General features: G+C 71.2%; 26 protein-coding genes. 5 read left to right on the top strand and 21 right to left on the bottom strand.

The window, feature by feature from the left end; genetic code table 11:
• Positions 1 to 390: 390 nt before the first annotated feature.
• The 10 genes from O7601_RS20950 to O7601_RS20905 all read right to left on the bottom strand — a co-directional run bounded on the left by O7601_RS20950 (position 391) and on the right by O7601_RS20905 (position 10,674).
• Positions 391 to 1,590, bottom strand: a complete 1,200-nt coding sequence (locus O7601_RS20950; RefSeq protein ID WP_281566992.1) for an RtcB family protein — start codon at positions 1,588 to 1,590, stop codon at positions 391 to 393.
• Positions 1,591 to 2,016: 426 nt separating this feature from the next.
• Positions 2,017 to 2,433, bottom strand: a complete 417-nt coding sequence (mnhG, locus tag O7601_RS20945) for a monovalent cation/H(+) antiporter subunit G (RefSeq protein WP_281562791.1) — start codon at positions 2,431 to 2,433, stop codon at positions 2,017 to 2,019.
• A complete protein-coding gene (locus tag O7601_RS20940; RefSeq protein ID WP_281562790.1) occupies positions 2,430 to 2,726 on the bottom strand; it encodes a monovalent cation/H+ antiporter complex subunit F in 297 nt (98 codons plus the stop codon). The genes mnhG and O7601_RS20940 overlap by 4 nt, the downstream gene beginning before the upstream one ends.
• Positions 2,723 to 3,337: a Na+/H+ antiporter subunit E gene (locus O7601_RS20935; RefSeq protein ID WP_281562789.1), complete on the bottom strand. Its 615-nt coding sequence runs from the start codon at positions 3,335 to 3,337 to the stop codon at positions 2,723 to 2,725. The genes O7601_RS20940 and O7601_RS20935 overlap by 4 nt, the downstream gene beginning before the upstream one ends.
• Entirely contained in the window at positions 3,334 to 4,905 is a 1,572-nt protein-coding gene (locus tag O7601_RS20930) for a Na+/H+ antiporter subunit D (RefSeq protein ID WP_281562788.1), read from the bottom strand. Before O7601_RS20930 ends, O7601_RS20935 begins: the two co-directional genes overlap by 4 nt.
• A complete protein-coding gene (locus O7601_RS20925) occupies positions 4,902 to 5,366 on the bottom strand; it encodes a Na(+)/H(+) antiporter subunit C (RefSeq protein ID WP_281562787.1) in 465 nt (154 codons plus the stop codon). The genes O7601_RS20930 and O7601_RS20925 overlap by 4 nt, the downstream gene beginning before the upstream one ends.
• Complete coding sequence (locus O7601_RS20920) at positions 5,363 to 8,188, bottom strand: Na+/H+ antiporter subunit A (RefSeq protein WP_281562786.1); 2,826 nt, start codon at positions 8,186 to 8,188, stop codon at positions 5,363 to 5,365. Before O7601_RS20920 ends, O7601_RS20925 begins: the two co-directional genes overlap by 4 nt.
• A 105-nt stretch (positions 8,189 to 8,293) precedes the next feature.
• Positions 8,294 to 9,223: an ion transporter gene (locus O7601_RS20915; protein WP_281562785.1), complete on the bottom strand. Its 930-nt coding sequence runs from the start codon at positions 9,221 to 9,223 to the stop codon at positions 8,294 to 8,296.
• A 114-nt stretch (positions 9,224 to 9,337) separates the two neighbouring features.
• Positions 9,338 to 10,369 carry a PHB depolymerase family esterase gene (locus O7601_RS20910; RefSeq protein ID WP_281562784.1) on the bottom strand — a complete coding sequence of 344 codons (1,032 nt, stop codon included), beginning with the start codon at positions 10,367 to 10,369 and terminating at the stop codon, positions 9,338 to 9,340.
• A 179-nt stretch (positions 10,370 to 10,548) separates the two neighbouring features.
• Positions 10,549 to 10,674: a hypothetical protein gene (locus O7601_RS20905; RefSeq protein WP_281562783.1), complete on the bottom strand. Its 126-nt coding sequence runs from the start codon at positions 10,672 to 10,674 to the stop codon at positions 10,549 to 10,551.
• 10 nt (positions 10,675 to 10,684) lie between these two features.
• Between O7601_RS20905 and O7601_RS20900 the strand changes: the two genes are divergently transcribed.
• Positions 10,685 to 10,861 (top strand): hypothetical protein, encoded by a 177-nt coding sequence (locus O7601_RS20900; protein WP_281562782.1) that lies wholly within the window; start codon positions 10,685 to 10,687, stop codon positions 10,859 to 10,861.
• A 159-nt stretch (positions 10,862 to 11,020) separates the two neighbouring features.
• Here the strand turns inward: O7601_RS20900 and O7601_RS20895 are convergent, their stop codons facing one another.
• From O7601_RS20895 to O7601_RS20885, 3 genes are all read right to left on the bottom strand, one after another.
• Positions 11,021 to 11,716 carry a M15 family metallopeptidase gene (locus O7601_RS20895; protein WP_281562781.1) on the bottom strand — a complete coding sequence of 232 codons (696 nt, stop codon included), beginning with the start codon at positions 11,714 to 11,716 and terminating at the stop codon, positions 11,021 to 11,023.
• Between the two features lie 175 nt (positions 11,717 to 11,891).
• Positions 11,892 to 13,070 (bottom strand): serine hydrolase, encoded by a 1,179-nt coding sequence (locus tag O7601_RS20890; RefSeq protein WP_281566991.1) that lies wholly within the window; start codon positions 13,068 to 13,070, stop codon positions 11,892 to 11,894.
• A gap of 242 nt (positions 13,071 to 13,312) precedes the next feature.
• On the bottom strand, positions 13,313 to 14,680 hold the full coding sequence (locus O7601_RS20885) for a serine hydrolase (RefSeq protein ID WP_281562780.1): 1,368 nt from the start codon (positions 14,678 to 14,680) through the stop codon (positions 13,313 to 13,315).
• A 312-nt stretch (positions 14,681 to 14,992) separates the two neighbouring features.
• On the opposite strand from O7601_RS20885, the gene O7601_RS20880 reads away from it, so the two are divergent.
• Positions 14,993 to 15,826 (top strand): hypothetical protein, encoded by an 834-nt coding sequence (locus O7601_RS20880; protein ID WP_281562779.1) that lies wholly within the window; start codon positions 14,993 to 14,995, stop codon positions 15,824 to 15,826.
• Positions 15,827 to 16,012: 186 nt separating this feature from the next.
• Here O7601_RS20880 and O7601_RS20875 read toward each other — a convergent pair whose 3' ends face one another.
• Positions 16,013 to 16,735, bottom strand: a complete 723-nt coding sequence (locus tag O7601_RS20875) for a MerR family DNA-binding transcriptional regulator (RefSeq protein ID WP_281566990.1) — start codon at positions 16,733 to 16,735, stop codon at positions 16,013 to 16,015.
• A gap of 182 nt (positions 16,736 to 16,917) precedes the next feature.
• Here O7601_RS20875 and O7601_RS20870 point away from each other — a divergent pair, with 182 nt between their 5' ends.
• Entirely contained in the window at positions 16,918 to 19,191 is a 2,274-nt protein-coding gene (locus O7601_RS20870; RefSeq protein ID WP_281562778.1) for an excinuclease ABC subunit UvrA, read from the top strand.
• Between the two features lie 173 nt (positions 19,192 to 19,364).
• Here O7601_RS20870 and O7601_RS20865 read toward each other — a convergent pair whose 3' ends face one another.
• Both O7601_RS20865 and O7601_RS20860 read right to left on the bottom strand, forming a co-directional pair.
• Positions 19,365 to 19,787 carry a protein-tyrosine phosphatase family protein gene (locus O7601_RS20865; RefSeq protein WP_281562777.1) on the bottom strand — a complete coding sequence of 141 codons (423 nt, stop codon included), beginning with the start codon at positions 19,785 to 19,787 and terminating at the stop codon, positions 19,365 to 19,367.
• 74 nt (positions 19,788 to 19,861) lie between these two features.
• Positions 19,862 to 20,665, bottom strand: coding sequence for a DedA family protein (locus O7601_RS20860; protein ID WP_281562776.1), 804 nt, complete (start codon positions 20,663 to 20,665; stop codon positions 19,862 to 19,864).
• Positions 20,666 to 20,744: 79 nt separating this feature from the next.
• On the opposite strand from O7601_RS20860, the gene O7601_RS20855 reads away from it, so the two are divergent.
• Positions 20,745 to 21,440, top strand: coding sequence for a carbon-nitrogen hydrolase family protein (locus O7601_RS20855; RefSeq protein WP_281562775.1), 696 nt, complete (start codon positions 20,745 to 20,747; stop codon positions 21,438 to 21,440).
• A gap of 40 nt (positions 21,441 to 21,480) precedes the next feature.
• Here O7601_RS20855 and O7601_RS20850 read toward each other — a convergent pair whose 3' ends face one another.
• From O7601_RS20850 to O7601_RS20830, 5 genes are all read right to left on the bottom strand, one after another.
• Positions 21,481 to 23,010 carry a serine/threonine-protein kinase gene (locus tag O7601_RS20850; protein ID WP_281562774.1) on the bottom strand — a complete coding sequence of 510 codons (1,530 nt, stop codon included), beginning with the start codon at positions 23,008 to 23,010 and terminating at the stop codon, positions 21,481 to 21,483.
• Between the two features lie 158 nt (positions 23,011 to 23,168).
• Complete coding sequence (locus O7601_RS20845; RefSeq protein ID WP_281562773.1) at positions 23,169 to 23,375, bottom strand: hypothetical protein; 207 nt, start codon at positions 23,373 to 23,375, stop codon at positions 23,169 to 23,171.
• Positions 23,376 to 23,377: 2 nt separating this feature from the next.
• A complete protein-coding gene (locus tag O7601_RS20840; protein WP_281562772.1) occupies positions 23,378 to 24,433 on the bottom strand; it encodes a LacI family DNA-binding transcriptional regulator in 1,056 nt (351 codons plus the stop codon).
• Between the two features lie 268 nt (positions 24,434 to 24,701).
• Positions 24,702 to 25,589, bottom strand: a complete 888-nt coding sequence (locus O7601_RS20835; protein WP_281562771.1) for a helix-turn-helix transcriptional regulator — start codon at positions 25,587 to 25,589, stop codon at positions 24,702 to 24,704.
• 132 nt (positions 25,590 to 25,721) lie between these two features.
• Positions 25,722 to 25,961, bottom strand: coding sequence for a DUF397 domain-containing protein (locus O7601_RS20830; protein WP_281562770.1), 240 nt, complete (start codon positions 25,959 to 25,961; stop codon positions 25,722 to 25,724).
• Between the two features lie 252 nt (positions 25,962 to 26,213).
• Between O7601_RS20830 and O7601_RS20825 the strand changes: the two genes are divergently transcribed.
• Positions 26,214 to 26,861 carry a GGDEF domain-containing protein gene (locus O7601_RS20825; RefSeq protein WP_281566989.1) on the top strand — a complete coding sequence of 216 codons (648 nt, stop codon included), beginning with the start codon at positions 26,214 to 26,216 and terminating at the stop codon, positions 26,859 to 26,861.
• Positions 26,862 to 26,898 lie beyond the last annotated feature (37 nt).

The raw sequence follows: 26,898 nt of genomic DNA, 5'->3' as shown, positions 1-26,898 counted from the left end.
TGATCGTGCGACTGGTCGCCATTGGAAAAGGCCCGCGGCGTGTCGGACGAGCTACTCCTGCGGAAGACCGCACCGTCAAAGCCATCGAGGTGCCGCGCATCCCTGGCGCCCACTAGGGCGACGTCGACCGGACGTCGGGCGTCGCGGCCAGCAGCGTTTGTCGCCGAAACGCCGCACCAGCGGTCCCACGGCCTGAGCCTGGTAGACCGCGTCGGCGAGTGCGGAGGTGGCCAGCACGACGCCGATCTGGGCGGTGCCGAAGCCAGCCGCAAGGTCAACGGGATGCTCGGGTCACCGGGACGCGACTAACGTGACGCTGGCCCGCGGAGATCACCACGGCGGACAACGGGTGCGGTCGGTGCCCGCCCCCCGACGGGCACCGACCGCACCTCAGCCCTTCACACAGACCACCTGCTTGAGGTGGGCGACCACCTCGACCAGGTCATCCTGCTGCGCCATCACCGCGTTGATGTCCTTGTACGAGCCGGGGATCTCGTCGACCACCCCGGCGTCCTTGCGGCACTCCACACCCGACGTCTGCGCCGCCAGGTCAGCGGTGCTGTACGTCCGCTTCGCCTGGGCCCGGGACATCCGCCGGCCCGCGCCGTGCGAGGCCGAGCGGTAACTCCAGTCGTTGCCGGAGCCCCGGACGATGTACGAGCCGGTGCCCATCGAGCCGGGAATGATGCCCAGGTCACCGAGGCCGGCCCGGATGGCACCCTTGCGCGTCACCAACACGTCCACCCCCTCGTAGGTCTCTTCCGCCACGTAGTTGTGGTGACAGCTGATCGGCTCGTCGTAGCTGACCTGCGGAAACCGGTCCCGCATCAGGTTCATCAGGACGGCGAGCATGACGGCGCGGTTGCGCCGCGCGTACTCCTGCGCCCACCACAGGTCCCGGCGGTAGGCGTCCATCTCCGGCGTGCCGGCGAGGAACACCGCCAGGTCCCGGTCAGGCAGGTCGGCGTTGTGCGGCAGCCGGCGGGCCACCGCGATGTGCCGCTCGGCCAGTTCCTTGCCGATGTTGCGGGATCCGGAGTGCAGCATCAGCCAGACCCGGCCGGCGTCGGCGCCACCCTGCTCCAGGCAGACCTCGATGAAGTGGTTGCCACCACCGAGGGTGCCCAGCTGCCGCCGGGCCCGCGTCTCCAGCTGCGCCACCCGCCGGTCCAGATCGACGAAGCGCCGCCAGAAGTCGTCCCAGCCCCGCTGTTCCAGCCCTCGCACCCGGCGCGGGTCGACCGGCTCGTCGCGCTGGGCGAAGCCGACCGGGATGGCGTCCTCGACGGCCCGGCGCAGCCCGGCGAGGTCGTCGGGCAGGTCGGCGGCGGTCAGCGAGGTACGCACCGCCGACATGCCGCAGCCGATGTCGACCCCGACGGCCGCCGGTGACACCGCCTGCCGCATCGCGATGACCGAGCCGACCGTGGCGCCCTTGCCGAAGTGCACGTCGGGCATGACCGCGACGCCCTGCACCCACGGCAGCGCGCCGATGTTGCGCAGCTGCTTCGCGGCCTGCGGCTCGATGGCGTACGGGTCCGTCCAGACCCGCACCGGCGCCCGCGTTCCCGCGAGCAGGCTGAAGCCCATGGTGATGTTCTCCTGGTTTCTGCGGCGAAGCCCGCCGATCATGCACCTGTGGTCGATGGAATGCAGCATTTGCCCACATTTGGAGAGACCACAACTGCATGATCCACGGCCGCGCGGGGGCGGGATCGTGGGCGAGTCCGTGCCGGTCAGGGTCTGCCCTGCGGCGGCGTGTTGAGCGCCGGGACTACCTGCTGGTCGTTGGGAGGGCGGGTCTGCCGGCAAGCGCGACGGCGGGACACCACAAGTGACGACCGACCTGGCTGCGGTTCAGTTCTCGCACGGCATACTCCTTCCGGCTCCCGTCGTGATCGACCTGATGCCGGAAAGGCTAGGCATGAGCCGCCCTGCCCGCAATGGATATTGGTCCGAGGGAAGCCGCCGGACATTGGCCCCGCGCGGGCAGCCGCCAGGCCCCGGCCGGCGCAGTCACGGACGTGCGCGACCGCCGGCCGCCGATGGCCTGGTCAGGGCCGGTGTCGTGTGCTCCCGCTCGTCGGCGGTACGGTCCAGATGGGCGGCGAGTTCGTCGGCGACCAGCAGGTCGGTGCGGATGTCCTCGTGCGGGTACGCGACCCGACCGACCATGTGTGCCGCGACCGGGGCCGTGGCGAGGGAGAAGGCGCCGACCAGCACCAGCGTGGTGATGTCCACCCCGGTACGCAGTCGCAACGCGCACCCGACCAGCACCAGCAACAGTCCGAGCACCTGCGGTTTGGCCGCCGCGTGCATCCGGGTGAGCAGGTCGGGGAAGCGCACCAGGGCCACCCCGGCGGCCAGGCTGAGCAGCGCCCCGGCGATCAGACAGATCGAGGCGGCGACGTCGAACACCACGTCCATGCTCATGTCCGGCTCCGGTCCGACGGGGTGGACGTGGAGCTGTCGTCGCGTCGGGCGGCGAATCGGGCGACGCTTACCGAGCCGACGAAGCCGAGCACGGCGAGGACGACAAGCACGGGCAGCGCGGTGGCGTCCCGGCTGTAGGCGGCCTCCGTGGCGATCGCCGCGACGATGATGGCCAGCAGCACATCGGTGGCCACGGCCCGGTCGAGGATCGACGGCCCACGGATGACCCTGGTGAGGGTGAGCCCGCCGGCCACGGCGAGCAGCACGGTGACGGTGACGGCGACCGCGGTCATGCGGGTACTCCTTCCCGGTCAGCCGGTCTCTCCCGGATGCGGCGCACCTCGTCGGGTGAGCCGATGGCCTCGACGATGCGGGCCTCGAGCCCGAACACGCCTCGGCGGAAACGTTCGACCTCGTCCCGGCTGGTCACACCCAGCACGTGGATGTAGAGCGTGCCGGTCCGCCGGTCGGCCTCCAGGATCAGGCTGCCCGGGAGCAGCGACAACGCCTCCGCGGTGAGCGTGAGGTTGAGGTCGGTGTTGATCCGCAGCCGCGCCGCGATGATCGCGCTCTGCGGGGTGTGGCCGACCCGGATGGCCAACCAGGCGACCTGCGCCGAGGCGACCACGAGGTCACGCAGGAAATGCAGCCAGAAGCGAAGCATCGGCAGCGGGTGGATGCGGCCGGCGAAGGTCACCGGCGGCAGCGGGAAGACCGCCAGCAGCACGGCTGCGACCACCAGGCCACCGATGATGTTGGCCCACGACAGCGTGCCCCAGAGCAGCACCCAGACGGCGACCAGCGCGGTCACCGCCATGACCTGGTTGCGCCGCCGGGCCGTGCGGCTCAGCGCGGGGCGCAGCGGCTCGCTCGGCTCCGCCGGGGTCAACGGGTCGGAACTCACGGCGCACCTCCCGGGAAGACGGCATCGACGTAGGGGGTCCGGCGCAGCAGGTCGTCGGCGGCGTCGGTGCTGAGGTCGAACAACGGGCCGGCGACCACGGTCAACGCGAGGCCGAGCACGACCAGCGCGAGCGTCGGCGCGATCATCAGCTTGGGCAGCACAGCGCCTGACTGCCCGCCGCCCCGGTCCGGCTCCACCGCGCCCTCGGTACGGGCCGCCTGCTCGGCGTCGTCGGCCGCCGGCATGTCCGCGTGTGGCGTCCGCCAGAAGGCCAGATTCCACACCCGGGCGATGGCGTAGAGGGTGAGCAGGCTGGTGATCAGTCCGCCGGCCACCAGGACCCAGGCCAGCACACCGCCGTCGTCGACGCCTGCCTGGATCAGGCCGAGCTTGCCGAGGAACCCGGAGAACGGCGGGATGCCGGCGAGGTTCAGCGCGGGCACGAAGAACAGCACGGCGAGCAGCGGCGACAGCCGGGCCAGACCGCCGAGCCGGTCCAGGGCGGTGCTGCCGCCCCGGCGTTCGACCAGGCCGGCGGCGAGGAAGAGGGTGGTCTGGATGGTGATGTGGTGCACCACGTAGAAGATCGCCGCGGACAGTCCGAGCGACGAGGTGAGGCCCACCCCGAAGAGCATGTAGCCGATGTGGCTGATCAGCGTGAACGACAGCAGCCGCTTGATGTCCGACTGGGCGACCGCGCCGAGGATCCCGACCAGCATGGTCAGCACCGCCGTCACCAGCAGCAGCGTGGCCGTGCGGCCACCGGGGAACAGCAGGGTCTCGGTACGGATGATCGCGTACACGCCGACCTTGGTGAGCAGGCCGGCGAAGACCGCGGTGACCGGTGCCGGTGCCGTCGGATAGCTGTCCGGCAGCCAGGCCGACAGCGGGAAGACCGCCGCCTTGATGCCGAAGGCCAACAGCAGCATGCCCTGCAACAGCAGGCGCAGATCGTCCGGCAGGGTGTCCAGCCGGTCGACGAGTTGGGCGAGATTGAGGGTGCCGGTCGAGGCGTAGACCAGGCCGATCGCGATCAGGAAGATCACCGAGGAGAGCAGGCTCACCACCACGTAGGTGGTGCCGGCGCGGATCCGGTTCTCCGTGCTGCCCAGGGTCAGCAGCACGTAGCTGGCGACCAGCAGGATCTCGAAACCGACGTAGAGGTTGAACAGATCACCGGAGAGGAACGCGTTGCAGACACCGGCGGTCAGCACCAGGTAGGTCGGGTGGTAGACCGACAGCGGCGTCTCCTCGTGGCCGTCGGCCATACCCTGCCCGATCGAGTAGACCAGCACGCAGAGCGTCACCGCGGCCGAGACCACCAGCATCAGCGCGGCCAGCTGGTCGGCGACCAGCACGATGCCCAACGGGGCGACCCAGCCACCCACCTCCACCACCAGTGGGCCGTGCAGGCTGGACTGCACCAGCAGCGCCGCCGACACCGCCACGGTGGCGACGAGCACGGTGAGGCTCACCCACCGCTGGGCGTGTGGACGGCCGAGCAGCAGCAGCGTCAGCGCCGCGCCGAGCAGTGGCATCACCACCGGCAGCGGTACGAGGTAGGTCATCCGGCCCGCCCTGCTTGCACCACGTCGGCGACCGGCCGGGCATCGTCGGCCGGCCCGTCGTCGCCGTCGCCGACCTCGGTGTCGGCGGTGCCCGGTCCCTCGTCGCGGATCGCGAGATCCATGATCCGGCGGTCCTCGACGTCGTCCTGCACCTCGTCGTGCCCGTTGAGGTGCCAGCTGCGGTACGCCAAGGCGAGCAGGAACGCCGTCATGCCGAGGGTGATGACGATGGCGGTGAGAATCATCGCCTGAGGCAGCGGATCACTCATCTGTTCCGGCTCGGTGGTGCCGACGATCGGCGCTCCACCGGCCCGTCCGCCGGTCAGCAGCAGCAGGTTGGCGCCGTTGCCGAGCAGGATGACGCCCATCAGCACCCGGGTGAGGCTGCGTTCCAGCAGCAGCGTCACGCCGGCGGCGACGAGCACGCCGACCACGATCACGTAGGTGAGGTTGGCGCTCACACCAGCTCCTTTTCCCGGCTCTCGGCGGTCTCGGTCTCGCTCTGTCGGTCCATCTCCGCGCCGAGGCTGCGCAGGATGTCCAGCACCAGGCCGACGACGATCAGGTAGACACCGATGTCGAAGAAGACCGACGTGACGAAGTGGACGTGTCCCAGCACCGGCAGGTGGAAATCGAGGACCGCGCTCTGGAGGAACTCGCCGCCGAGCAGCATCGCGCCGACGCCGGTACCGACGGCGACGAAGAGCCCGGCACCGAGCACCAAGCCGGCGTCGACGGGCGCGGCGCCGTTGAGTTCGGTGCGCCCGCCGGCCAGGTAACGCACGGCCAGCGCGAGACCGGCGACCAAGCCGGCGGCGAAACCACCACCCGGGGCATTGTGACCACTGAACAGCAGGTAGATGGAGAAGAGCACGATGGCGTGGAACAGCAGCCGGGTCACCACCTGGAGGACGACCGACTGTGCCCGGGTGGTGGCACCGCCTGTCAGCCAGCGGGGCCGGGCGGACTCCGCCCGGCCGCTGCCGGGAATGTCGGCCCGCCGGTGCAGGTCACCGGCCCGCCGGAAGATCAGGCTGGCCACTCCGGTGGCGGCCACCACCAGCACGGCGATCTCACCCATCGTGTCCCAGGCCCGGATGTCGACCAGGGCCACGTTGACGATGTTCTTCCCGCCGCCGTACGACACCGCCTCGTCGGGAAAGCCCACCGAGATCGGAATGGCCTGGCGCGAACCCGTGGCGACGTACGCCATGCCGGCGGTGACCGCGCCGACGGCGACGCCGATCGCGACGCGACCGCGCCGGCTGGCGCGGATCGGCCGCTCCGAGAACTTGACCGGCAGGCGACGCAACACCAGCACGAACATGACGATGGTAACGGTCTCCACCAGAAACTGGGTCAGCGCCAGATCGGGGGCGCCGTGCAGGATGAACAGCAGCGCGGTGCCGTAGCCGGCCACGCCGACCAGGATCATCGCGGTGAGGCGGCGCAGGGCGCGGGCGGCGAGCACCGCCGCCACGATCACCACGGCGGCGGCCACCCCCTGGAGCGGGGTGTCCCAGACGTGGAACCGCTGCGGCCAGGGCGCACCGATCAGCAGCGCCCCGCCGGGCAGCAGCACCAGCACCACCAGGATGACGCCGAGGTAGAACGGCAGCGAACCACGTTGGGTGGCACCGGTCAGCTCCACCGCCAGCCGGTCGACGGCACCGATGACCCGTGTGTAGACGGTGGCGCTGTCGAAGGGCAGCCGCAGCGCGGCAGGCACCCGTTCGCGGCGGCGCAGCAGGTGGAACAGCCCGGCACCGCCGGCCACCGCCAGCACCGACAACCCCAGCGCCGGGGTCAGCCCGTGCCAGAGCGCCAGGTGGTAGCCCGGCTCGGCGCTGGGGAACCGATCGGCGTACGGGGCGAGCAGCCGGTCCACCGCCGGGGCGAGCAGTCCGGCCGCGGCGCCCGCGAGGGCCAGCGTCGCCGCCGGGGCGAGAAACGGCCAGGACACCGTCGCCACCTCGGACGGCGCGAGGTCGGGCTTGCTGGCGAAGGCTCCCCAGAGGAACCGCAGCGTGTACGCGACGGTCAGCGCCGAGCCGAGCACCACAGCGGCCAGCACCGCCAGGTCGAGCCCGCCGCCGTGCAGCAGCGCCTCGACGGCGGCTTCCTTCGCCACGAACCCGACCATCGGCGGCAGGCCGGCCATCGACGCCGCCGCGAGCGCGGCCACCCCGGCGAGCGCCGGTGTCCGCCGACCCAACCCACTGAGTTCGCGCAGGTCCCGGGTGCCGGCGGCGTGATCGATGAGCCCGACGGTGAGGAACAGGGTGGCCTTGAACAGGGCGTGCGCGAGCACCATCGCCGCACCGGCCAACGCGGTGTCGCGGGTGCCGGCGCCGAGGATCACCGTCAGCAGGCCGAGCTGGCTGACCGTGCCGTACGCCAACAGCAGCTTGAGGTCGGTCTGGCGCAACGCCGCCCACCCGCCGAGGAACATGGTGACCACGCCGGTGGTCAGCAGCACCGGTCGCCACGGGGTGACCTCGGCGAGCGCCGGACCCAGCAGGGCGACCAGGAACACGCCGCCTTTCACCATCGCGGCGGCATGCAGGTACGCGCTGACCGGGGTCGGTGCCTCCATCGCACCCGGCAGCCAGAAGCTGAACGGGAAGATCGCCGACTTGCTGAGCGCGCCGAGCAGGATCAGCACCACGGCGACAGCGAGGTAGCCGCCGTCGGGCAGGTTGCCGGCGATCTCGGACCAGCGGTAGCTGCCGGCGTGCCGGCCGAGCATGACGAACCCGGCGAGCATCGCCAGGCCGCCCAGCGTCGTCACCAGCAGGGCCTGCATGGCGGCCCGCCGGCTGGCCCGCTTTGCCGGGTCGCTGCCGATCAGCAGGTACGAGAAGACGGTGGTCAGTTCCCAGAACACGTACAGCAGCAGCAGGTCATCGGAGACGACCAGGCCGAGCATCGCGCCGGCGAAGGCGACGAACACGGCGGCGAAGCGGCCGAGACCAGGGTCGTCGGTGTGGAAGTAGCGGGCGCTGTAGGCCAGCACCAGCGCGCCGACCCCACCGACCAGGACGACCATCAGCCAGGACAGCGTGCCCATCCGGAGGGCGAGTTCGAGCCCGAGTTGCGGCACCCACGCCACCGTCTCGACCACCGGCACACCGTCGCGTACCCCTGTGGTGTGCGTGAGCGCCCACACCAGCGTCGCGCCCGGCACCAGCGCCACCAGGTAGAGAGCGTTGCGCCCGCACAGCCGCACCAGACCCGGGGCGATCACCGCTGTCAGCGCATGGACCGCCACCAGTGCCAGCACACAGCCTCCCCAGAGATCATCAGACGGTGTAACGACCCTATCCGGTGACGCCCGTTATCGGCGACCGTCGTGATCATGATCAAACGCGGACGCGAGGGCGGCTGGTCACTCCTTGCCGGCCCGGCGGAGTCTGCCGTCGTCGCGGTCGATGCGCAGCTCGCGTTCGAGCTCGACGACGAGCGTACGCAGGTCGTCGAGGCGTTGACTGATCGCGATCCGGTCCACCTCGTCGGGCACGCCGTCACCGTCGGAGTCGTAGCCGGGGCCCAACCCTTCGGTCATCTCCAGCCGGCGTGCCTCCTCCATCGAGTTGACGAAGACCGCGATCAGGATGTTGAGCAGCAGGTTGACGGTGATCACCACGTAGCTGCCGTAGTACAGCACCGTCCAGGGCGACAACTCCATCCCCTGCTCGATGAGGTCGGGCAGGGTCTCCAACGACAGCAGGACGAACAGCGTCAGCAGGGAGCGGCCGATGTCGCCGTACTGCTCCGGATAGACCTCGCCGAAAATCAACCAGCCGGCCATGCCGTACACGTAGAGCGTCACCACGGCCAGCGCGAAGAAGCCACCGATGCCGGGCAGGCTGCGCCACAACGCCGAGACGATCGTGCGCAGTCCGGGTGAGAACCGCACCAGCCGGACGATCCGCAGCACCCGGACCACCCGCAGCAGCGCCGAGTCGCCGTGCAGGCCGGGGACGAAGATCGCGGCGACCACCAGGAAGTCGAAGACGTTCCAGCCGTGCCGGAAGAAGTCCTGCGGGCGGCGACCGTACGCCAGGATCCGAATGGTGATCTCGGCGACGAAGACCGTCCGGAAGCCCCACTCCAAAGCGCGCAACGCGGTGCCGGCCGGGCCCAGGTCCGGGTACGTCTCCAGGCCGAGGACGATCCCGTTGGCGAGGATCACCACGACGATGGCGATCTCGAACGCGCGGGACGCGGCGAGCCGGGCGCAGCAGGCGAACAGCGCCTTGCCGCGTGGGTTGCGGGCCGACCCGCCTCGCGGAGCCGGCACGGGCGTACCACTCATCGTGCGACCGGCCCCGGTGCGGACACCAGGGCCGGCACGGCCACCCCGTGCGTCATCGGCGTGCTGACGTACGGCAATCATGGACGACAGCCTACGGTGCGACGAAGGCCACGCTCAGCCGCCCAGCCGGCGCACCATGTTCATCACCGTCTCCACCTGGGCACCGCCCTTGATCGGGTAGTTGGTGGCACCGAGGTAGCCCCACCAGTCCCAGCATCCGTTCGGGTTGCTGGCTGCGGTGATGGCCTGCGGGTACAACACGATCGTGGCGTTGGTGTCGGCGTACTGGTTGAGGTTGGCCCGGTCCACGAACGCGGTGCCGACCCGGCTGTGGCCCTGTAGGCAGCCGTGCAGCGCCACCAGCAGCCGGCAACTCGCGCCTGAGGCGCAGGACGACGGGACGTAGGCGAAACCGTTCGCGTCCATGCTCAGGCCGTTGGCCCAGCCACCCGGTGCGAAGCTGTTCTGGCTGAACCGCACAAGCGTGCCACCGAGCGGCCCGGTGTTCGGCGGCTGGACCGACCCGAAGAGTTTGCGCAGGAAGGTCTGCTGGGGATCGGTGCCGCAGTCGTTCAGGTACGGCGCGGCCGTGGCCGTGCAGCCCACCGTGCCGTAGGGCGTGACCCAGCCGTGCCCGGCGGCCGAGCCGCTGTCGTACTGGACGCTGGCGCCGAAGTGCCGCTGATAGCGGACCAGGTCGTCACTCACCGACCGCTTCACCGTGCCGTCGGAGCCACCATGGAAGACGTAGACCGGCTCGCCGGACAGCCCGCTGACCGGGTCGACCCAGCCGTATCCGGCCCAGGTCCGGGTGTACGCCTGCAACGCGCTCAGGTATGTCGGGTAGATGTTGTCGCCGCAGCCGTACAGCGCCTGCGCGACGTTGTTCTGGGCGCAGTAGTAGGGGCCGGCGGCGAACAGCGCCGCTCCCCTGATCCGCTGCGAGTAGGCCACCTGGATCTGGTTTGCCAGGTAGGCGCCGGAGGAGACACCGGCGACGTACACACCCGAGATGCGGTACGTCGACAGGCTTCCGGACACGGGACTCTTGGTGTGTGGGGTGCCGGCGGCGTGGGCGGGTGCCACCGGTATGAGCAGCAGAGCCGCGACGGCGGCGGCGAGCAGCCGCGAGACAGGTCTGATCATGACGCTCCCTGGGGGTCGGTGAGCGCCGGCGGTGGTGTCGGCGTACGGCGACGCTAGCGTGACCTGCGTCACCGCCGACATGAGAGCAACCCACACCTCGCCGCGCCACAGAGTGGTGCCGGCCACCGTCCCACCCCCCACCGGTCGCCGCTGATCAGCCTGGCGAGCGCGATCAGCGATCAGGCGGTGGTGCCGAGCCGCAACCAGAACCGAACCCGCTCGGCGACGTGGTCCCGCCCGCCGAGGGCAGCGCGGACCTCGGCGGTGAACGCGGCCCGGCCCGGTGCCGGGGGCAGCCGTGTCACGGTCCATGAGGTGGACAGCGACGGCGACGGTCGACGCGCCGACCGTCCCTTCACCGAGGAGCCGGTCCAGCGCGGGCAGATCCCTGTCGCCGCGAGCCATTCTGCCGACGGCATAGCCCACCCCGCCACGCACCATCCATACAAGACCTTGGACATTTTCCGTTGGCGGCTGACTGTTGGCGGCTGACGGAAAATGTCCAAGATCTCATAATTCGCTTCTCAGCTACCGGGACAGAGACTCGGCTCGGTCGGTATGCCCGCGTCGCACTCGTAGACGAGACCCCGGGTACGTCGTCAGCACCGAGGGCTGAGCCGTGCGTGATGGCTCGGGCGACCCGTGACAACGTCAGCCGGCTGAGGAACGGGTCACCGGCAGGTCGAAGTAGGTGTCGGGCCAGGGTTCGTCGCGGTAGCGGAAGTGCCACCACTCCCGGTCGTAGCCGACGAAACCGCCCTCGGTCATCAGTTGCCGTAGCTGTCGCCGGTTCTCCCGCGCGGTGCGACCGACGCGGTCCGAGTCGGTGTGCGACAGCGGGTCGAAGCAGTCGAAGCCGGTGCCCATGTCGACGCTGTTGTCGGCGAAGCGCTGCGCACGCGGGGCAGTGCAGGACACCAACGGCTGTCCGGGGCGATATGGAGCATTCTCGGTTGCCGGCACGTCGACAAGCGTGAGGTCGACGGCACTGCCCCTGCTGTGTGCGCTCGGTGCGCCGAGGTAGCCGCGGTCGACCAGTTCCGCCTTGGCCACCCGAGGGTAGAACTCGGCCCTCATGGTGTCCTGCCCCGGCTGGCCGGCCCACTCCAGGAAATCCTCGGTGGCCCGCTGTGGGCGGTAGCAGTCGTACACCTTGAGGCTGCGCCCGACCGCGAGCGCCGCGTCCTGCACCCGGCGCAGCGCCTCAGCGGCGCGCTTGGTCAGCAGGCACAAGGGTTCCTGGTAGCCGGCGACGCGGCGGCCGACGAAGTTGTACGCCGTGGCGTACCGGATGTCGGTGCGGATGCGATGGTCGACATCGGACAGCACCACGAGGCCCGGCGACACCGACGGCGACGATGGTGGAGGAGGCGTCGGCTCCGGTTCGTCGCCCCGTCCGCAGGCACCGGCCATGACCGCCAGTGTGACCGTCAGGCTCACCCGTGCGAGGCAGCGCGACGATGCCGAGCCCGGCGGCGTCCGCACCGGGCCACCCCTCGGCCAGCGCCGTCGCCGCGTCACCTCAAGGCCGGCCGGTGGTGCGGTGCCGCCACCGACGGCGGCCGATCAGGCCGCCCGCGAGCAGCGTCACCCCGACGGCGAGGCCGATCAGGGAGGCCGACCGCAGGCGACCGGCCAGGGCCGCCGAGCGCGATGTCTCCGCCCCGGAAGCGCCGCCGGGCAACGCCTGCGGGGGCACGGCGGCCGGTGGGGCCGAGGCGGTGGCCGCACCCGGGCTCACCAGCACCCCGACCGATGCCGCCGGAGGCAGCTCGAATCCCCAGTCGAGCAGGGCGGCGCCCTGTTGCCAGCCCCGCTTGTCGATCACGTCCGCACCCAGCAATGTCACCACGAGCCGGCGTCCGCCTCGCTCGGCCATCCCGACGTAGGTGTGTCGGGCCAGATCCGTGTAGCCGGTCTTGCCGCCCAACGCGCCGGGATAGTGGTGGAGCAGCTGGTTGTCGTTGTCGATGGTGAAACCCTTGGCGCGCTGTCTCGGCTGGGCCGGAATGGTCGCCTCGCGGGTGGCCACGTAACGCCGGAAACGCGCGTCGGCGAAACAGGCCCGGGTGATCAGAGCAAGATCGTACGCGCTGGTGAACTGCCCGGGACCGTCCAGTCCGGAGGGCGTCGCCGCGTGCGTCTGGTACGCCCCGAGCAGTCTCGCCTGCTCGTTCATCGCCCGCAGCCCGCCGGTCATGCCGTCCGCGCCGCCACCGAGCCGGGCCAGCGCGTTCGCCACCTCGTTTCCCGAGCGCAGCAGCAACCCCAGCCAGAGCGTCTCCACCCGGTACCGGCCGCCCGCCACCAACCCCACCGCCGAACTGCCCGGCTCGATGTCAAGATCACCCGCGGTAATGGTGACGACGTCACCCGGGTCGAGTTTCGCCAGCATGGTCGCGGCCAGCAACAGCTTCTGCACGCTGGCCGGGGTCGCGTACTCGTGCGGACCGCAGCCACCCAGCACCTCGCCGGTGTCCAGGTCGGCCACCAGCCAAGAGGTGGCGGCCACCTTCGGCGGTTTCGGTACGCCCGGGGGCACCACCAGACCGGACGTGGCCAGTCGAGGCCCGCCGACGGCCCGCTGCACCGGGTCCGGGGAGGGTGTCGCCGCAGGGGTGGGACCGGGAGCCGGCGGCGCCGAGCGCGGACACGGGACCGGCGCTGCCGCGTGGGCGTCGACGATGGGCACCAGTGGCATCGCCAGCAGCGCCACCGCCACCGCCACCGTAACTGCGGAAGCTCTCACAACAGGCGACACTATCGGGTGAATTCCGACGAGTCCCGCGAATCGACCAGCACCACCCCGCCGCCCGCACCACCCACCTCCCAGTTCCCCGCTCCGGGTTCCCGCCACGGGGTTCCCGACGGGCGTGGGGTCAGGGAGGGCGTGGGGTGGGTCAGGGATGGCCGGAGGTGGCGACAGGGCCGAGGGAAGCGCGATCAGGGACGGGGTCCAGCGGTGTCAGGGGCGGCGGGAGGGCCGGAGGTAGGGGTGGGGGCGGGGACAGCGGCGGACGTGGTCCGGGATCGCCGGGTGGCGATGACCGCCAGGGTTATCGCGAGCGCTCCGACGGCCAGCGCCAGAACCATTCCCGCGCCCGGCCCGTCGTCGACCGCAGCGGTGCCGGCCGGGCGAGCGGTGCCGACAGGCAGACCAGTGTCGGCCGGCCCGGGCGGCGTCGGAGACGGTTCGGCGTCCACCTCCCCCGGCGCCACCAGGCGGCCGACACTGGCCTGCCGAGGCAGCGCGAAGCCCCAGTCGAGCAACGCGGCACCTTGCTCCCAGCCGCGTTGCGGTCGCGGCTCGGCACCGAGCAGCGTGACGACCAGTCGGCGACCATCCCGCTCGGCCGCACCCACGTAGGTGTGCCGGGCGTAGTCGGTGAAGCCGGTCTTGCCACCGAGCGCACCGGGGTAGCGGTACACCAGTTGGTTCTCGTTCTGGATCTCGAAGCCCTTGCCCCGCAATGCCTTCTGCGCCGGAATGCGGGCGCGCTCCGTGAGCACGTACCGCCGGAAGGCCGGATCGGCGAAGCAGACCCGGGCGATCAGGGCCAGGTCGTACGCGCTGGTGAACTGGCCGGGGGCGTCCAGCCCGGACGGGGTGACCGCGCGAGTCTGCCCCGCACCGAGTCTGCGGGCCTGCTCGTTCATCGCCCGGACGCCACCGGCCGCGCCGTCGGCACCACCGCCGAGGCGGGCCAGCGCGTTCGCCGCCTCGTTGCCGGATTGCAGCAGCAACCCCAGCCACAGTGTCTCCACCCGGTACCGGCCGCCCGGCAACAGCCCGACGGCCGAACTGCCGGGGGCGATGTCCAGATCCTCCTTGGTGACCGTGACAACCCGGGCCGGATCAAGTATGGGCAGCATGGTCGCGGCCAGCAACAGTTTCTGCACGCTGGCCGGGGTCGCGTACTCGTGCGGACCGCAGCCACCCAGCACCTCGCCGGTGTCCAGATCGGCCACCAGCCACGAGGTCGCCGTCACCTTCGGCGGGGCCGCCGCGCCGGGCGGCACGATCAATCCAGAGGTGGCGAGCGCGTCTCCGCCGACCACCCGGTGTTCCGGAACGGGCGGCGGCGGCGTCGGTCTCGGCGACCGGGTCACCTTCGGCGCCACCGCCTTCGGGCAGGGCACTGCCATCGACGCGGCGGGCCCCGGCGCGGATGACGGCGCAACGACAGCGGCCGGTAGAGCGGCCGAGCCCAGCGATCCGGAACCGCCAGTGATCGCCGCGACACCATGAGTCGCCGGAATCGTCGCGGCAGCGAGGGCGGCACAACCGGCGGCGAGGGCCCGGATTCTCATGAACACGCAGACTAACGGCAGGATCCTCGGTGCCGCCCACCCCGCCCGGCCGGTTCGGGATGGGCGGAGGGCAGCGGTCGTCGCTGGAAGACGTTGAACCGATCGCTCGCACCCCCCGTATCCACGACCGAACACATGAAACGCCCGGACCTGCGACGGGAGCGCTCCCGCAGTTCGGTCCGACGTCATCCGTGAGAGTCCTCGGTATGCGGGGCGGGGGCCGGCCGCCGCTGCCGATCGGCTTTCCGGGCATCCCATTGCGCGTCAGCCGACGGGCCGACCCGTCGGGCGGTCAATCATGAGGAGAGAAGCATGGTCAGGCGTACGCAGCGGCACCGCAAGCACGCTGCCCTGAAGCTCGGCGGCGTCGGTGTCCTGGCGGTGGTGCTCCTGGGCGGCGGTCTGACGCTGGCCTCCGCCAACGACGCAGCCGGGCCGCAGACGGCAAACTGCCCGACGGTACGGGACAAGCTGTCCAACGTGCCCGCCGCCGCCGTTGCCGGAGTCGAACAGGAACTGGCCAACCTCGACAAGCAGATCGCCGAGGCGAACGCCCGCCTCGCCCAGCAGGCGGCCAGCCCGCAGGGCGGCCCCAACTTCATCCAGAACGCCATCCTCGGCCCGCTGGCCAGCAAGCGAACGGCGGCCCTGGATCGCATCGGCATCAACATCAACCGCGTCGGCGGCCAACGCCCCGATCTCGCCAACCTCGCCACCTGCGGACTCAACGCCGCAGGGGTGCCCAGCGCCGTCAACGGGAGCGCGGGCAACGGGAGCGCGGGCAACGCCGGTGACGGCAACGGCAACGCCGGTGACGGCAACGGCAACGCGGGGGCCGGCGTGGCGCAGCGGGTGAGCTGCCCGACGGTGGCCGACCGGCTCCCGGCCGTGCCGGCGCAGGCCGCAGCGGAGGTGCAGCGGGAACTCGCCAACCTGGACAGCCAGATCGCCGACGCCGACGCCCGCCTCGCCCGGCAGGCGGCCAACCCGCAGGGCGGCCCGAACTTCGTGCGCAACGCCATCATCGGCCCGCTGGAGGACCGGCGTGTCGCCGCGATCAACCGGATCGCCACCGCGATCGGCCGGGTCGACGGCAACCGGCCCGCCGATCTGGTGAACCTGGCCCGGCCCTGCTCGGCGGGCTGACCACCTGACCTACCCGAGGAGAGCGGGCCGGGTGGTGACACGGCTGGTCCACCGTCGAACACCACGTCGACCCGCAACGCCCCGCCCGTTGCCGTCAGGGGATTGCCTTGAGGCGGTGATGTCACGCAGATACGAAACGTCTGAGTGACATCACCGCCTTTGGTCCATGTGCCTACTTCAGTAGTGTCAGCCGGCCAGGTGGCACAGATAGTCGTGCAGGGTCGCCGAGGCGGCCAGCCGTCGCCGGCTGCGGTGGTGCAACTCCTGCTCGCGGCGGGCCAGCTCGGCGCGGACCCGCTGAGGGCTACCGGTGGTCCGCATCTCATCGAGCACCGCCGTGATGATCTCGAACTGGTACGCGCCCCGGCGTAGCAACGCCACCACCTGTGCGGCGCGCTGCTCGGCCTCGTCGTACACCCGGTAGCCGGTGCCCGCCTCGCGAGCCGGACGCAGCAGGCCGCGATCCTCCCACGAGCGCAGTTGCGAGGTGCGGACGCCGACCAGGTCGGCGACGACGCCGACCCGTACCGCCCGGCGTGGCACGGCGGTGTGCCGGCGCGGACTGGACACCACGGTCTCGAACGCGCCGAGCACCGTCCGGATCTCCGCCCGTTCGCGGTCCAGTTCGGCATGGCCGGCGTCCAGCGACGCCAGCGCCGTCGGCACGTCACCCCGGTGGACCGCCGCCATGATCTCCCGGGTACGCGTCCAGCCGTGTCCGTCGGCCACCGCGCGGGCCACCGTCAGCGCCCGCGCATGCGCGTCGGTGAAGATCCGGTAGCCGCTCTCGGTGCGGTCGACCGGGGGCAACACGCCAAGATCGACGTAGTTACGCACTTGCTGAACGGAGACACCCGCCCGCGCGGCGAGATCCACCGCGCGCAGCCGCCCGCTGCCCCGACGATTCATCACCGGTTCCGCCTAGCCTCTCACGTCCGTTTGAGACTTGCCGCCATCTATCGGACCCACTTCACGCTCGCTTTGTCGCAAAAGTCTCCACGTGCAGGTTAATGCGACAATTGAACCTTGGCCAGGCCACCGGAAGCCAGTTCCCGGGCGGGAATCCGTCCACGATCTCGCGAAGGGTTCGCATGCAGCAGCCAGCACGGTCCGCCGCCGACAGCCACGACATCATCGAGGTACGCGGGGCTCGGGAGAACAACCTCGATGACGTCTCGGTCGACATACCCAAGCGTCGGCTTACCGTCTTCACCGGCGTCTCCGGGTCCGGCAAGTCCTCGCTGGTCTTCGGCACCATCGCTGCCGAGTCCCAGCGACTGATCAACGAGACCTACAGCGCCTTCCTCCAGTCGTTCATGCCCAGCCTCTCCCGGCCCGACGTGGACTCGCTGCGCAATCTCACCCCGGCCATCGTGGTCGACCAGGAGCGGATGGGCGCCAACTCGCGCTCCACGGTCGGCACCGCCACCGACGCGTACGCCATGCTGCGCATCGTGTTCAGCCGGTTGGGTGAGCCGCAGGTCGGCGGGGCCGGCGCGTTCAGCTTCAACCTGGCCGAGGGGATGTGCCCCACCTGCGAGGGCCTGGGCCGGGTCTCCGATCTCGACGTCAACGAACTTGTCGACGTGGAGAAGTCGCTCAACGACGGCGCGATCACCGTGCCGAACTTCGCCGTCGACACGTGGTACTGGCAGGCCATCGTCGGCGCCGGCCTGTTCGACCCGGACGTCAAGCTCCAGGACTTCACGCCGCAGCAGTGGCAGGACTTCCTGCACAAGCCCGCCACGAAGATCAAGGTGGGTGGCACCAACCTGACCTACGAGGGTCTGATCGTCAAGGTGCGCCGGCTCTATCTCGCCAAGGACCGGGAGTCCATGCAGCCGCACATCCGGGCCTTCGTCGATCGGGCGGTCACCTTCACCACCTGCGCCGGCTGCTACGGCACCCGACTCAACGCGGCAGCGCTGTCCTGCCGCATCGCCGGGCGCAACATCGCCGAGTGCGCCGCCATGCAGATCAGCGACCTGGCCGAGTTCATCCGCAGCATCGACGACCCGTCGGTCGCCCCGTTGACCGTCAACCTTCGGGAACTGCTGGACTCGCTGGTCGAGATCGGTCTGGGATATCTCAGCCTCGACCGGGAGTCGGCCACCCTCTCCGGTGGTGAGGCGCAGCGGGTCAAGATGGTCCGGCACCTCGGTTCCAGCCTCTCCGACATCACGTACGTCTTCGACGAACCCACCGTCGGCCTGCACCCGCACGACATCGCCCGGATGAACGACCTGCTGCTGCGGCTGCGGGACAAGGGCAACACGGTGCTCGTGGTCGAACACAAACCGGAGACCATCGCGGTGGCCGACCACGTGGTCGACCTCGGTCCCGGTGCCGGCACCGCCGGTGGCCGCATCTGCTACACCGGCGACGTGGCCGGCCTTCGCCGTTCCGACACCCTCACCGGACGACACCTGGACCATCGGGCGCGACTGCGGGAACCGGTCCGTACGCCTCGGGGGCATCTCGCGATCCGGCACGCCGACCTGCACAACCTGCGTGACGCCAGCGTGGACATCCCGCTCGGCGTGCTGACCGTGGTCACCGGGGTGGCCGGCTCCGGCAAGAGTTCCCTGGTGCACGGCTCACTGCACGGCCGCGACGGTGTGGTGGTCGTCGACCAGGCGCCGATCCGTGGCTCCCGGCGCAGCAACCCGGCCACCTACACCGGCCTGCTCGACCCGGTGCGCACCGCCTTCGCCAAGGCCAACGGGGTCAAGGCCGCCCTGTTCAGCGCCAACTCCGAGGGCGCCTGCCCCACCTGTAAGGGCATCGGGCTGGTCTACACCGATTTGGCGATGATGGCCGGCGTCGCCTCCGTCTGCGAGCAGTGCGAGGGTCGCCGGTTCACCGACGAGGTGCTGACCTACCGGCTGCGCGGGCGCAACATCAGCGAGGTGCTCGGCATGTCGGTGGCCGAGGCCCGGGAGTTCTTCCCCGGCGGACCGGCCCGGGTGATCCTGGACCGGTTGGCCGACGTCGGGCTGAGCTACCTCACCCTCGGTCAGCCGCTGACCACGCTCTCCGGCGGCGAGCGGCAACGGCTCAAGTTGGCCATCCACATGGCCGACAGAGCCGGCACCTACGTGCTGGACGAGCCCACCACCGGGCTGCACCTGGCCGACGTCGACCAGCTGCTCGCGCTGCTCGACCGGCTCGTCGACGCCGGCAACACGGTCATCGTCATCGAGCACCACCAGGCGGTGATGGCCCACGCGGACTGGCTGATCGACCTCGGTCCGGGCGCCGGTCACGACGGCGGTCGGATCGTGTTCACCGGCACCCCCGCCGACCTGGTCGCGCGCGGCGACACGCTCACCGCCCGCCACCTGCGCGACTACGTCGCCGCCTGACCACCGCCGGAGCCGGTACGCCCGCCGGCCGGCTCCGGCACCCGTGGTCCGACCAGGGGTGCCGATCGCCGGGCGTCGACGCCGCGGAGACGACGCGCCGGTCACCGCCACCCGGCGTCTGCGGTTGTCGGATCGCCGCCGGTGCGCACCGGACATCTGCGTGATCGGTCCCGCTACGCCGCCGACAGCCGACGCAGCCAGCGCCGTTGCCAGGGAGTCTCCACCGCACCCGGCCGGTAGGCGGCGCGTACCCAGGCGACCGCGTCCTCGGCGGGTAGCCCGTCGAGGATGGCCAGCGCCGCCAACGCGGTGCCGGTCCGTCCCGTGCCACCCCGGCAAGCCACCTCCACCCGCTGACCGGCGTACCCACGGCGCAGCGCCTCGCCGAACGCGTCCAGTGCGTCGGCCCGATCCAACGGAACCCAGAAATCCGGCCATCGGACCCGCCGGTACGTCCAATCGGGCATCGGCCCGGGAGCGAGCAGCAGGCTGAAGTCGGCAGGTGGGGCGGGGTCACCGATCCGGCGGCCCCGCATCCGCACCCCACCGGGCAGTTCCACCACACCGATCTCGTCCGCCCAGTCTGATCCGCGCACCGCACCTCCTCGGGAGCAACCGACACCTTCGGCGCCGCTGCGGCGGGCGGGTCGTCCACACCGCCGAGCAGGAATCAGCGCCGGAGTTCCTGATCGCTCGGTGGGTGGCCGTCCGACCAGACGCTGCGGTAGATGGTGCCCCGCCCGTCGGGATCCGGCACCCCGGCGGGCGTCGCGTCGGTCAGGCCGGCGCCGCTTTCGTTTGACCGCAGTCCGCCGGCTCGACGCGAGCGGCGCAACCGGGTGACGACGAACCAGACGACACCCACCGCCGTGGCGGCGATGACCACGTTCTGCAGGATGCCGGCGTACCCCTCGACCAGGTGCCAGTTGTCGCCGAGCAGGAAGCCGGCCATCACGAAGGTGGTGTTCCAGATCAGGCTACCCAGCGTGGTGTAGATCGCGAAGGTGAGCAGCGGCATGCGTTCCACCCCGGCCGGGACGGAGATCATGCTCCGGAAGATCGGGATCATCCGTCCGAAGAAGACTGCCTTGACACCGTGCCGCAGGAACCACTCCTCGGTCCGGTCGATGTCGCGGAGTTTCACCAGCGGCAGCTTCGCCGCGATGGCCCGCGTCCGCTCCCGGCCCAGCGCGGCGCCGACCCAGTAGAGCGCGAGCGCACCGAGCAGCGAACCGAGTGTCGTCCAGAAGATGGCCCCGACGACGCTCATCCGTCCCTGCGCCGCGACGAAACCGGCGAGCGGCAGGATCACCTCGCTGGGGATCGGGGGGAACAGGTTCTCCAGCGCCACGGCCAGCCCCGCCCCCGGGCCGCCGAGCCGCTCCACCAGATCGGTGACGAAGCCGACCAGGCCGTCCTCGGGTGGTGCGGACTGGCCGACGACCGAGGGCGAAGCGTACCGGACATGCGTCATGTCCCACACGCTACGAACCTCAGCTGAGAGTCGCCGCACCGGCGTCGACTTTCCTGACTGCGGAGCCTAGGCTGCGCGGGTGTCGCGCCCTTCGCTGGCCATCGCCGTTGCCCAACCCCAATGCCTGGCGTACGACGTCGACACCAACGTGGCGACGCACGCGGCGATGGTCCGTACCGCCGCGGCCCGGGTGGTGATCTTCCCGGAGCTGTCGCTGACCGGTTACGAGCTCGACGCCACGCCTGTCGACCCGTCGGACCCCCGGCTCGCGCCGCTGGTCAGCGCATGTGCGGCCACCGGGACGCTCGCGCTGGTCGGGGCACCGGTGGCCGGGGAGTACATCGCCACCCTCGCCGTGGACGGCGTCGGGACCCGGGTGGCGTACCGCAAGATGTGGCTCGGAGATGTCGAGGCCCGCCGGTTCCGCCCCGGACCGGCACCGGTCGTGCTGGACGTCGACGGCTGGCGCATCGGCCTGGCGATCTGCAAGGACACCGGAATCGCGGAACACGCGGCCCGCACCTGTACTGTCGGCGTCGACGTGTACGCGGCCTCGATCGTCGACCACGCAGCCGAGGCGCACGTGCCGGACCAGCGGGCGGCGCGAATCTGCACGACCCACCGGATCGTGGTCGCGGTCGCCAGCTTCGCCGGCGCCACCGGCGGCGGCTACGCCGAGACGGCCGGACGGTCGACGATCCGGGCGCCGGACGGTTCGGTCCTCGCCCGCGCCGGGACCGCAGCTGGCGAATTCGTGCGGACGACCCTGACCTGATCCGGGCTGAGCGGCGGTGCCGGTCGACGCCGGATGGGGATCAGCTTTCCGGCAGGTTCGCCTCGAACCGGTCCAGCACGTCGTCCACCCGGTCGGCCAAGTCAGCCGGGAGCCGGCCGCGGTCCACCTCGTCGTCGAGACGCTTGCGCAGATCCTCCAGCCGCTTCTCCTGGTCCTTTGGCTGGCCGCCGGCCAGTTCGGTCAGCTCTTTGCGCAGCCGGTCGGCGGCCTTACGGTCGATCTCTCCGGTGAGCTGCGCCTCGGTGAGCAACGCGATGAGTTCGACCGCCGCCCGTCCCAGGCTCACCGGCTCCGGCCGGTTGGCCGGCGAGCTGGCGGCGGGTCGTGGTGAGGCGGGCGCGGAGGAGGTCGGCGGGGCGGCAGGCGGCGTGGTGGGACTCGCCGTCGGCTGCCGGTCGCCGCGGTCGCCGAGGACGATGGCCACGCCCATCCCCAGGAGCAGGACCAGCGCGAATGTGACCAGCGCGCCCACCGGCGGGCCGCTGTGCCCCCGTCGGCCCGGCGGCCGTCCGGGTGCCGGCCGGGGTCGGCCACGGCCAGGCGGTGCTCCGCGCGTCGCGGATCGTGGTGCGACGCCGGACACGGTCTCGGGCCGGATGGTCGGTTCGATCAGGGTCGGTGGATGCTGGTGCACCGGCCGGGTCTCCGCCGCCTGCTGCCCGCCGACGCCCGGCCCGTTGACCGGTACGTCGACCGTGGCCGCCGTCGCCCCGACGGCAGCGACGCGGAACCGGGTGGCCAGTCGGCCGGCCGTGGGGCGTCGTTCCGGATCGGGGTCGAGGCAGGCCAGCACCAGATTGGCGAGGTCGGCCGGCAGGCCCGGCACCCGCGGGGGTGCGACGGCAGGCCGGTTGGCGTGCACCCTGACCGCGTCCGGCCAACTGCGCACGGGCAGCGGGACGTCACCGGTGAGGGTGCGGTACAGCAACGCTCCGAGGGCGTACACGTCGCTGGCCGGATGGGGCGGGTCGGCGCTCAACCGTTCCGGCGCGAGGTAGGCGGGCGTACCCATCAGCGGGCCGCCCGCCGGGCGGGCGCCGGGCGATGGCACACCGGCGAGCGCGGCGATGCCGAAGTCGAGCACCTTGGCACCGTTGTCGGTGAGCATGACGTTGCCCGGCTTGATGTCGCGGTGCACCACACCCAGACGGTGCGCGGCGGCCAGGGCGGCGGCCACCTCCGCGGCCATCCGCAGGGCCGGCCGCCAGGGCAGCGGCCCGTCGGCCAGCCGGTCGGCGAGATTCCGCCCGTCGACCAACTCCATCACCAGGTACGGCACGACGTTGCCGTCGGCCAGAGTCGCCTCGCCGTAGTCGTACACCTGGGTGACGTGCGGGTGGGCCAGGCGTGCCGCGGCACGGGCCTCCCGCCGGAGGGTGGCTCGTAGGTCCGGGTCGACGGCGAACGTCCCGGCGAGGACCTTCACCGCGACCGACCGACCCAGGACCTCGTCGTCGGCGCGCCACACCTCGGACATTCCGCCGAGGCCGATGCGATCGTGCAGCACGTAGCGGTCGTGCAACCGCAGGCTGGGGGTGAACGGCGACATGGGCCTCCAGTCTGCCTGCTGCACCACCCGGCGCACCACCCGTCCTGGTCGCGGGCCGGTCGTGCGGCGAGTGGACCGGGTAGGGGCGGACGCCGGCAGCCGCCCGCCGACGAGCCTCGACGCCCCTGGCTGGTCTGGCCAGGGGCGTCGTTTCCGCCCTACGTGCGGCAGGCGGGCCGGGCGGGCACGGGACGCGGCTGGATACGGTCGGCGAGTCGGCGCAGCGCCCCGGCGGCGAGCCGGCGGGTGACCACCAGCCGCGCCGGCCGGGGTACGTCGGGTCGGACCGGTGCGTCCGGCCGGGCGGACATGACATGACGGGTCACCGCGTCGACGGCCATGACGAAGCCAGTGGGCTGTTCCATGGTCAACTCCTCGGGGCAGGTCCGGAGCTGCTCCGGACGACGAGCGTGGTGGGTAGCAGAATCTGGCCCGCGGCGGCGTCAGCGGGCGGGTCGAGCAGCAGCGTGGCGGCGCTTCGGCCCTTCGCCTCACCGGGTTGGCGGACGGTGGTCAGGCCGGCCGGAGCGGCCTCGGCGACGTCGTCGAAGCCGGTCACTGAGACTCGCCGCCCCCGCTCGCCGTCGGCGCTCAGGGCGTCGAGCGCACCGAGGGCGAGCACGTCGGAGCAGGCCAGCACCGCGGTGGGCGGTTCGGGCAGCTGCGTCAGCGCGCTGACTGCGTCGGCACCTGCGGCCCGGGTGTTGTCGGTCGCGGTGAGCACGGTCAGGTCGGGCCACGTGACGCCTACCGCGGCGAAGCCGTCGGCGAAGCCGGCCAGCCGGTCCCGGGTGGTGGGGTGCGGCACGTCGGCCACGTCGGCGACCCGCAGCGGTCCGGCCGGCGCGCCGGGCAGGACGTCGTCGCCGAGCAGGGCGACCCGGCGGTGACCGAGCGCGGTCAGGTGTGCCGCGGCGGACCGGGCGGCGGAGCGCTCGTCGATGCCGACCCAGAGGTCCCCGGCCCGGGGCCGCGACGAGGTGGTGACGAAGGGCAGCCCACGGCCGCGAATCGTGTCGATGATCCGCTCCTCGTCACCGGCGCAGTAGACGCAGAACGCGTCGACGGCGGCGTTCTCCACCGCCGTACGCGCGCCGACCGCATCGTCGGGCAGCGGTATCAGCAACAGGTTGCTGTCGTGGCGTTCGGCCGCCTCGGCGACGCCGGTCAGGAAACGGACGGCGAAGGGGTCGGTGAACGCGTACGACAGCCGGGAGGTGAACAGCACCCCGATGGCGCCGACGAACCCCCGCCGCAGCGACCGCGCGGTCGGGTCGGGCCCCGGGTAACCCATCTGCCGCGCGGTCTCCAGGATGCGCTCACGCAACTGCGGTGAGAGCTGATCCGGGCGGCCGTAGGCGTTGGAGACGGTGCTACGCGAGACACCGACGGCCTCGGCCACGGCCCGCAAGGTCGGCTTCATCCGCACACCCCTGTTCTGGATCGATCCAGCAACTGGATCGATCCAGACACTAACCCCCACACCCCCACCCCCGTCAACCCCCACCCCCACCCCCGTCAACCCCCACCCCCACCCCACCCCACCCCCACCCCACCCCACCCCCACCGCGCGTTGATCATGAAGTTATCGCCCGGGCAAGCGCTTACCCGTCGCAACAACTTCATGATCAACACGGATCCGGCGGGGGGGCACCAGGGGGCGGTGGGGGGTGGGGGGGTGGGGGGGTGGGTCAGTTGGGGGCGAGGTCGGCGATCATTCGCTCGAGGATTTCCGGCGTACGCTCCGGCGGCTCGGCCTCGACACAGAGGCGCTCCATGGCCACCGCGTAGAAGTCGAGGTCCTCGCGCTTGTCCAGGTAGATGGCGCTGGTCAGCTGCTCGATGTACACGATGTCGGGCAGATCCTGATCACCGAAGCGCAGGATCGTGAAGGCGCCACCAGCGGCGGCGTGCCCACCGGCGGCGAACGGGATCACCTGGAGCCGCACGTTCGGCGTACGCGTCGCCTTGAGTAGCGCCTCAAGTTGGCCGCGCATCACCCGGGGGCCACCGATCGGCCGGCGCAGCGCCGCCTCGTCGACGACCGCCCACAGGCGCGGTGGGCGCGGCCGGGACAGCAGTTCCTGCCGGCGCATCCGCAGATCCACCCGGCGGTCGATCTCGTCGGGACCGGCCGTGCTGTGGCCGAGCAGCACCACGGCTCGGGCGTACTCCGGGGTCTGCAACAGTCCCGGGACGAACTGGACCTCGTAACTGCGAATCAGGGCGGCCGCCGCCTCCAGGCCGAGGTACGACTGGAACCACGACGGCAGGACGTCGCCGTAGCGGTGCCACCAGCCCGGGTTGTTCGCGTCCCTGGCCAGTTTGAGCAACGCCGCTCGCTCCTGCTCGGCGGTGACGCCGTAGAGCGTGAGCAGATCGGCGACGTCGCGCTCCTTGAAGCCGACGCGACCGAGCTCCATCCGGCTGATCTTCGACTCGGAGGATCGGATCTCCCAGCCGGCGCTCTCCCGGGTGACCCCCCGCGACTCCCGCAACCGTCGCAGTTGAGCCCCGAGCAGCATCCGCAGCACGGTCGGGCCGGCCGCCGGGCCCTCCTCGGCGGAAACCATGGTCACCTACCGTCCTCCGCATGCTGTAAGCGGCCGAACCGGTGGACCGACTCGACCGACGTGTAAGCATGCCATGAACCGTCAGTGAGGTGAACCGCCCATCCCGTGCGAGAAGAATCCCGTCGATGGGATGCGGGGTCAGCCGATCAGGTGATCGAAGTCACCATCCCGGGCGCCAAGCACGAACGCGGCGATCTCGTCCACCGTGTAGATCAGCGCGGGTCCTTCCGGGTGCCGGGAGTTACGCAGGGCGATGCCTGCCCCACCCGGCAGCTCCGCCAGCTCGACACAGTTCCCACTGGGATTGCTGCGCCGACTCTTCTGCCAGGCGAGGGGAGGCAAATGGTTGACGGAAACACCGTTGGGCGGCTGCTGCATGAGGGGCTTCTGTTCTCTCCGATTGGCGCCGGTGCCGTGGGAGGAGCGGTAGCGGCTTGACGGATGTCGGCTCGTTATGCACGTGCATCTGCTATTGCATCTGCAATGGACACCGGGGATGATAACGCACGTGCGTGATGCCTACCTGCTCACGTTCTGTCCCGCGAACCTGACAACCATCAGGGGAAACGAGGTGTCTGGCAGCATCCGCCGATCGGTGTCGGGCGCGTGTCGAGGAGAGGGGAGATGGTGGTGCCGGATCCGCTGACCGTCGCGTCCGGCATCTGCGCCGCAGGAGCCTTGCTCTCCTCCTGGCAGTTGGGACGCCGGGCCGTGCGGGCCGAGGCGGAGATCGGGCGTCTCCAGGCGGAACTCACCGCCGAGCGACACGCCGCCAGCCACGACCCGCTGACCGGTCTACCGAACCGACGGGCCTTCTACCGCCTCGCCGCGACGCTGCTCACCGACCGCTCCGGCTGCCACCTGATCGCCGTGGTCCTCGATCTCGACGACTTCAAGCAGATCAACGACCGGTACGGACATGCCGCAGGCGATCAGGTCCTGGTCAGCGTCGCCGAGCGACTGGCCACCTTCGCCGGCGACAACCTGGTGGCCCGCCTCGGCGGTGACGAGTTCGCCGGGCTGTTGACCAGCCCGACCGTCGACCGACGGTGGATCGACCACGCGACCCGGCGGCTGTACGACATGCTGGCCGCGCCGATCCCGATGGGCGCCGTAACCCTCCGGGTGACCGCCTCGGTCGGTCTGGCACCCGTGCAGGACAGCCAGCTCACCGAGGCGCTCAACCGCGCCGACGCGGCGATGTACGAGGCCAAGGCGCTCGGCAGCGGCCGACCGGGTCGGGCCCTGCGCGACACCGCGTACCTCGCCGAGTGCTGACGCCGCCCCGGTCGCGGCGCCGGCCCAGGCGTCACCG

The sequence above is a fragment of the Verrucosispora sp. WMMD573 genome (genome assembly GCF_027497175.1).
GTDB lineage: Bacteria > Actinomycetota > Actinomycetes > Mycobacteriales > Micromonosporaceae > Micromonospora.
This window is presented reverse-complemented; position numbering and strand designations above follow the sequence as displayed.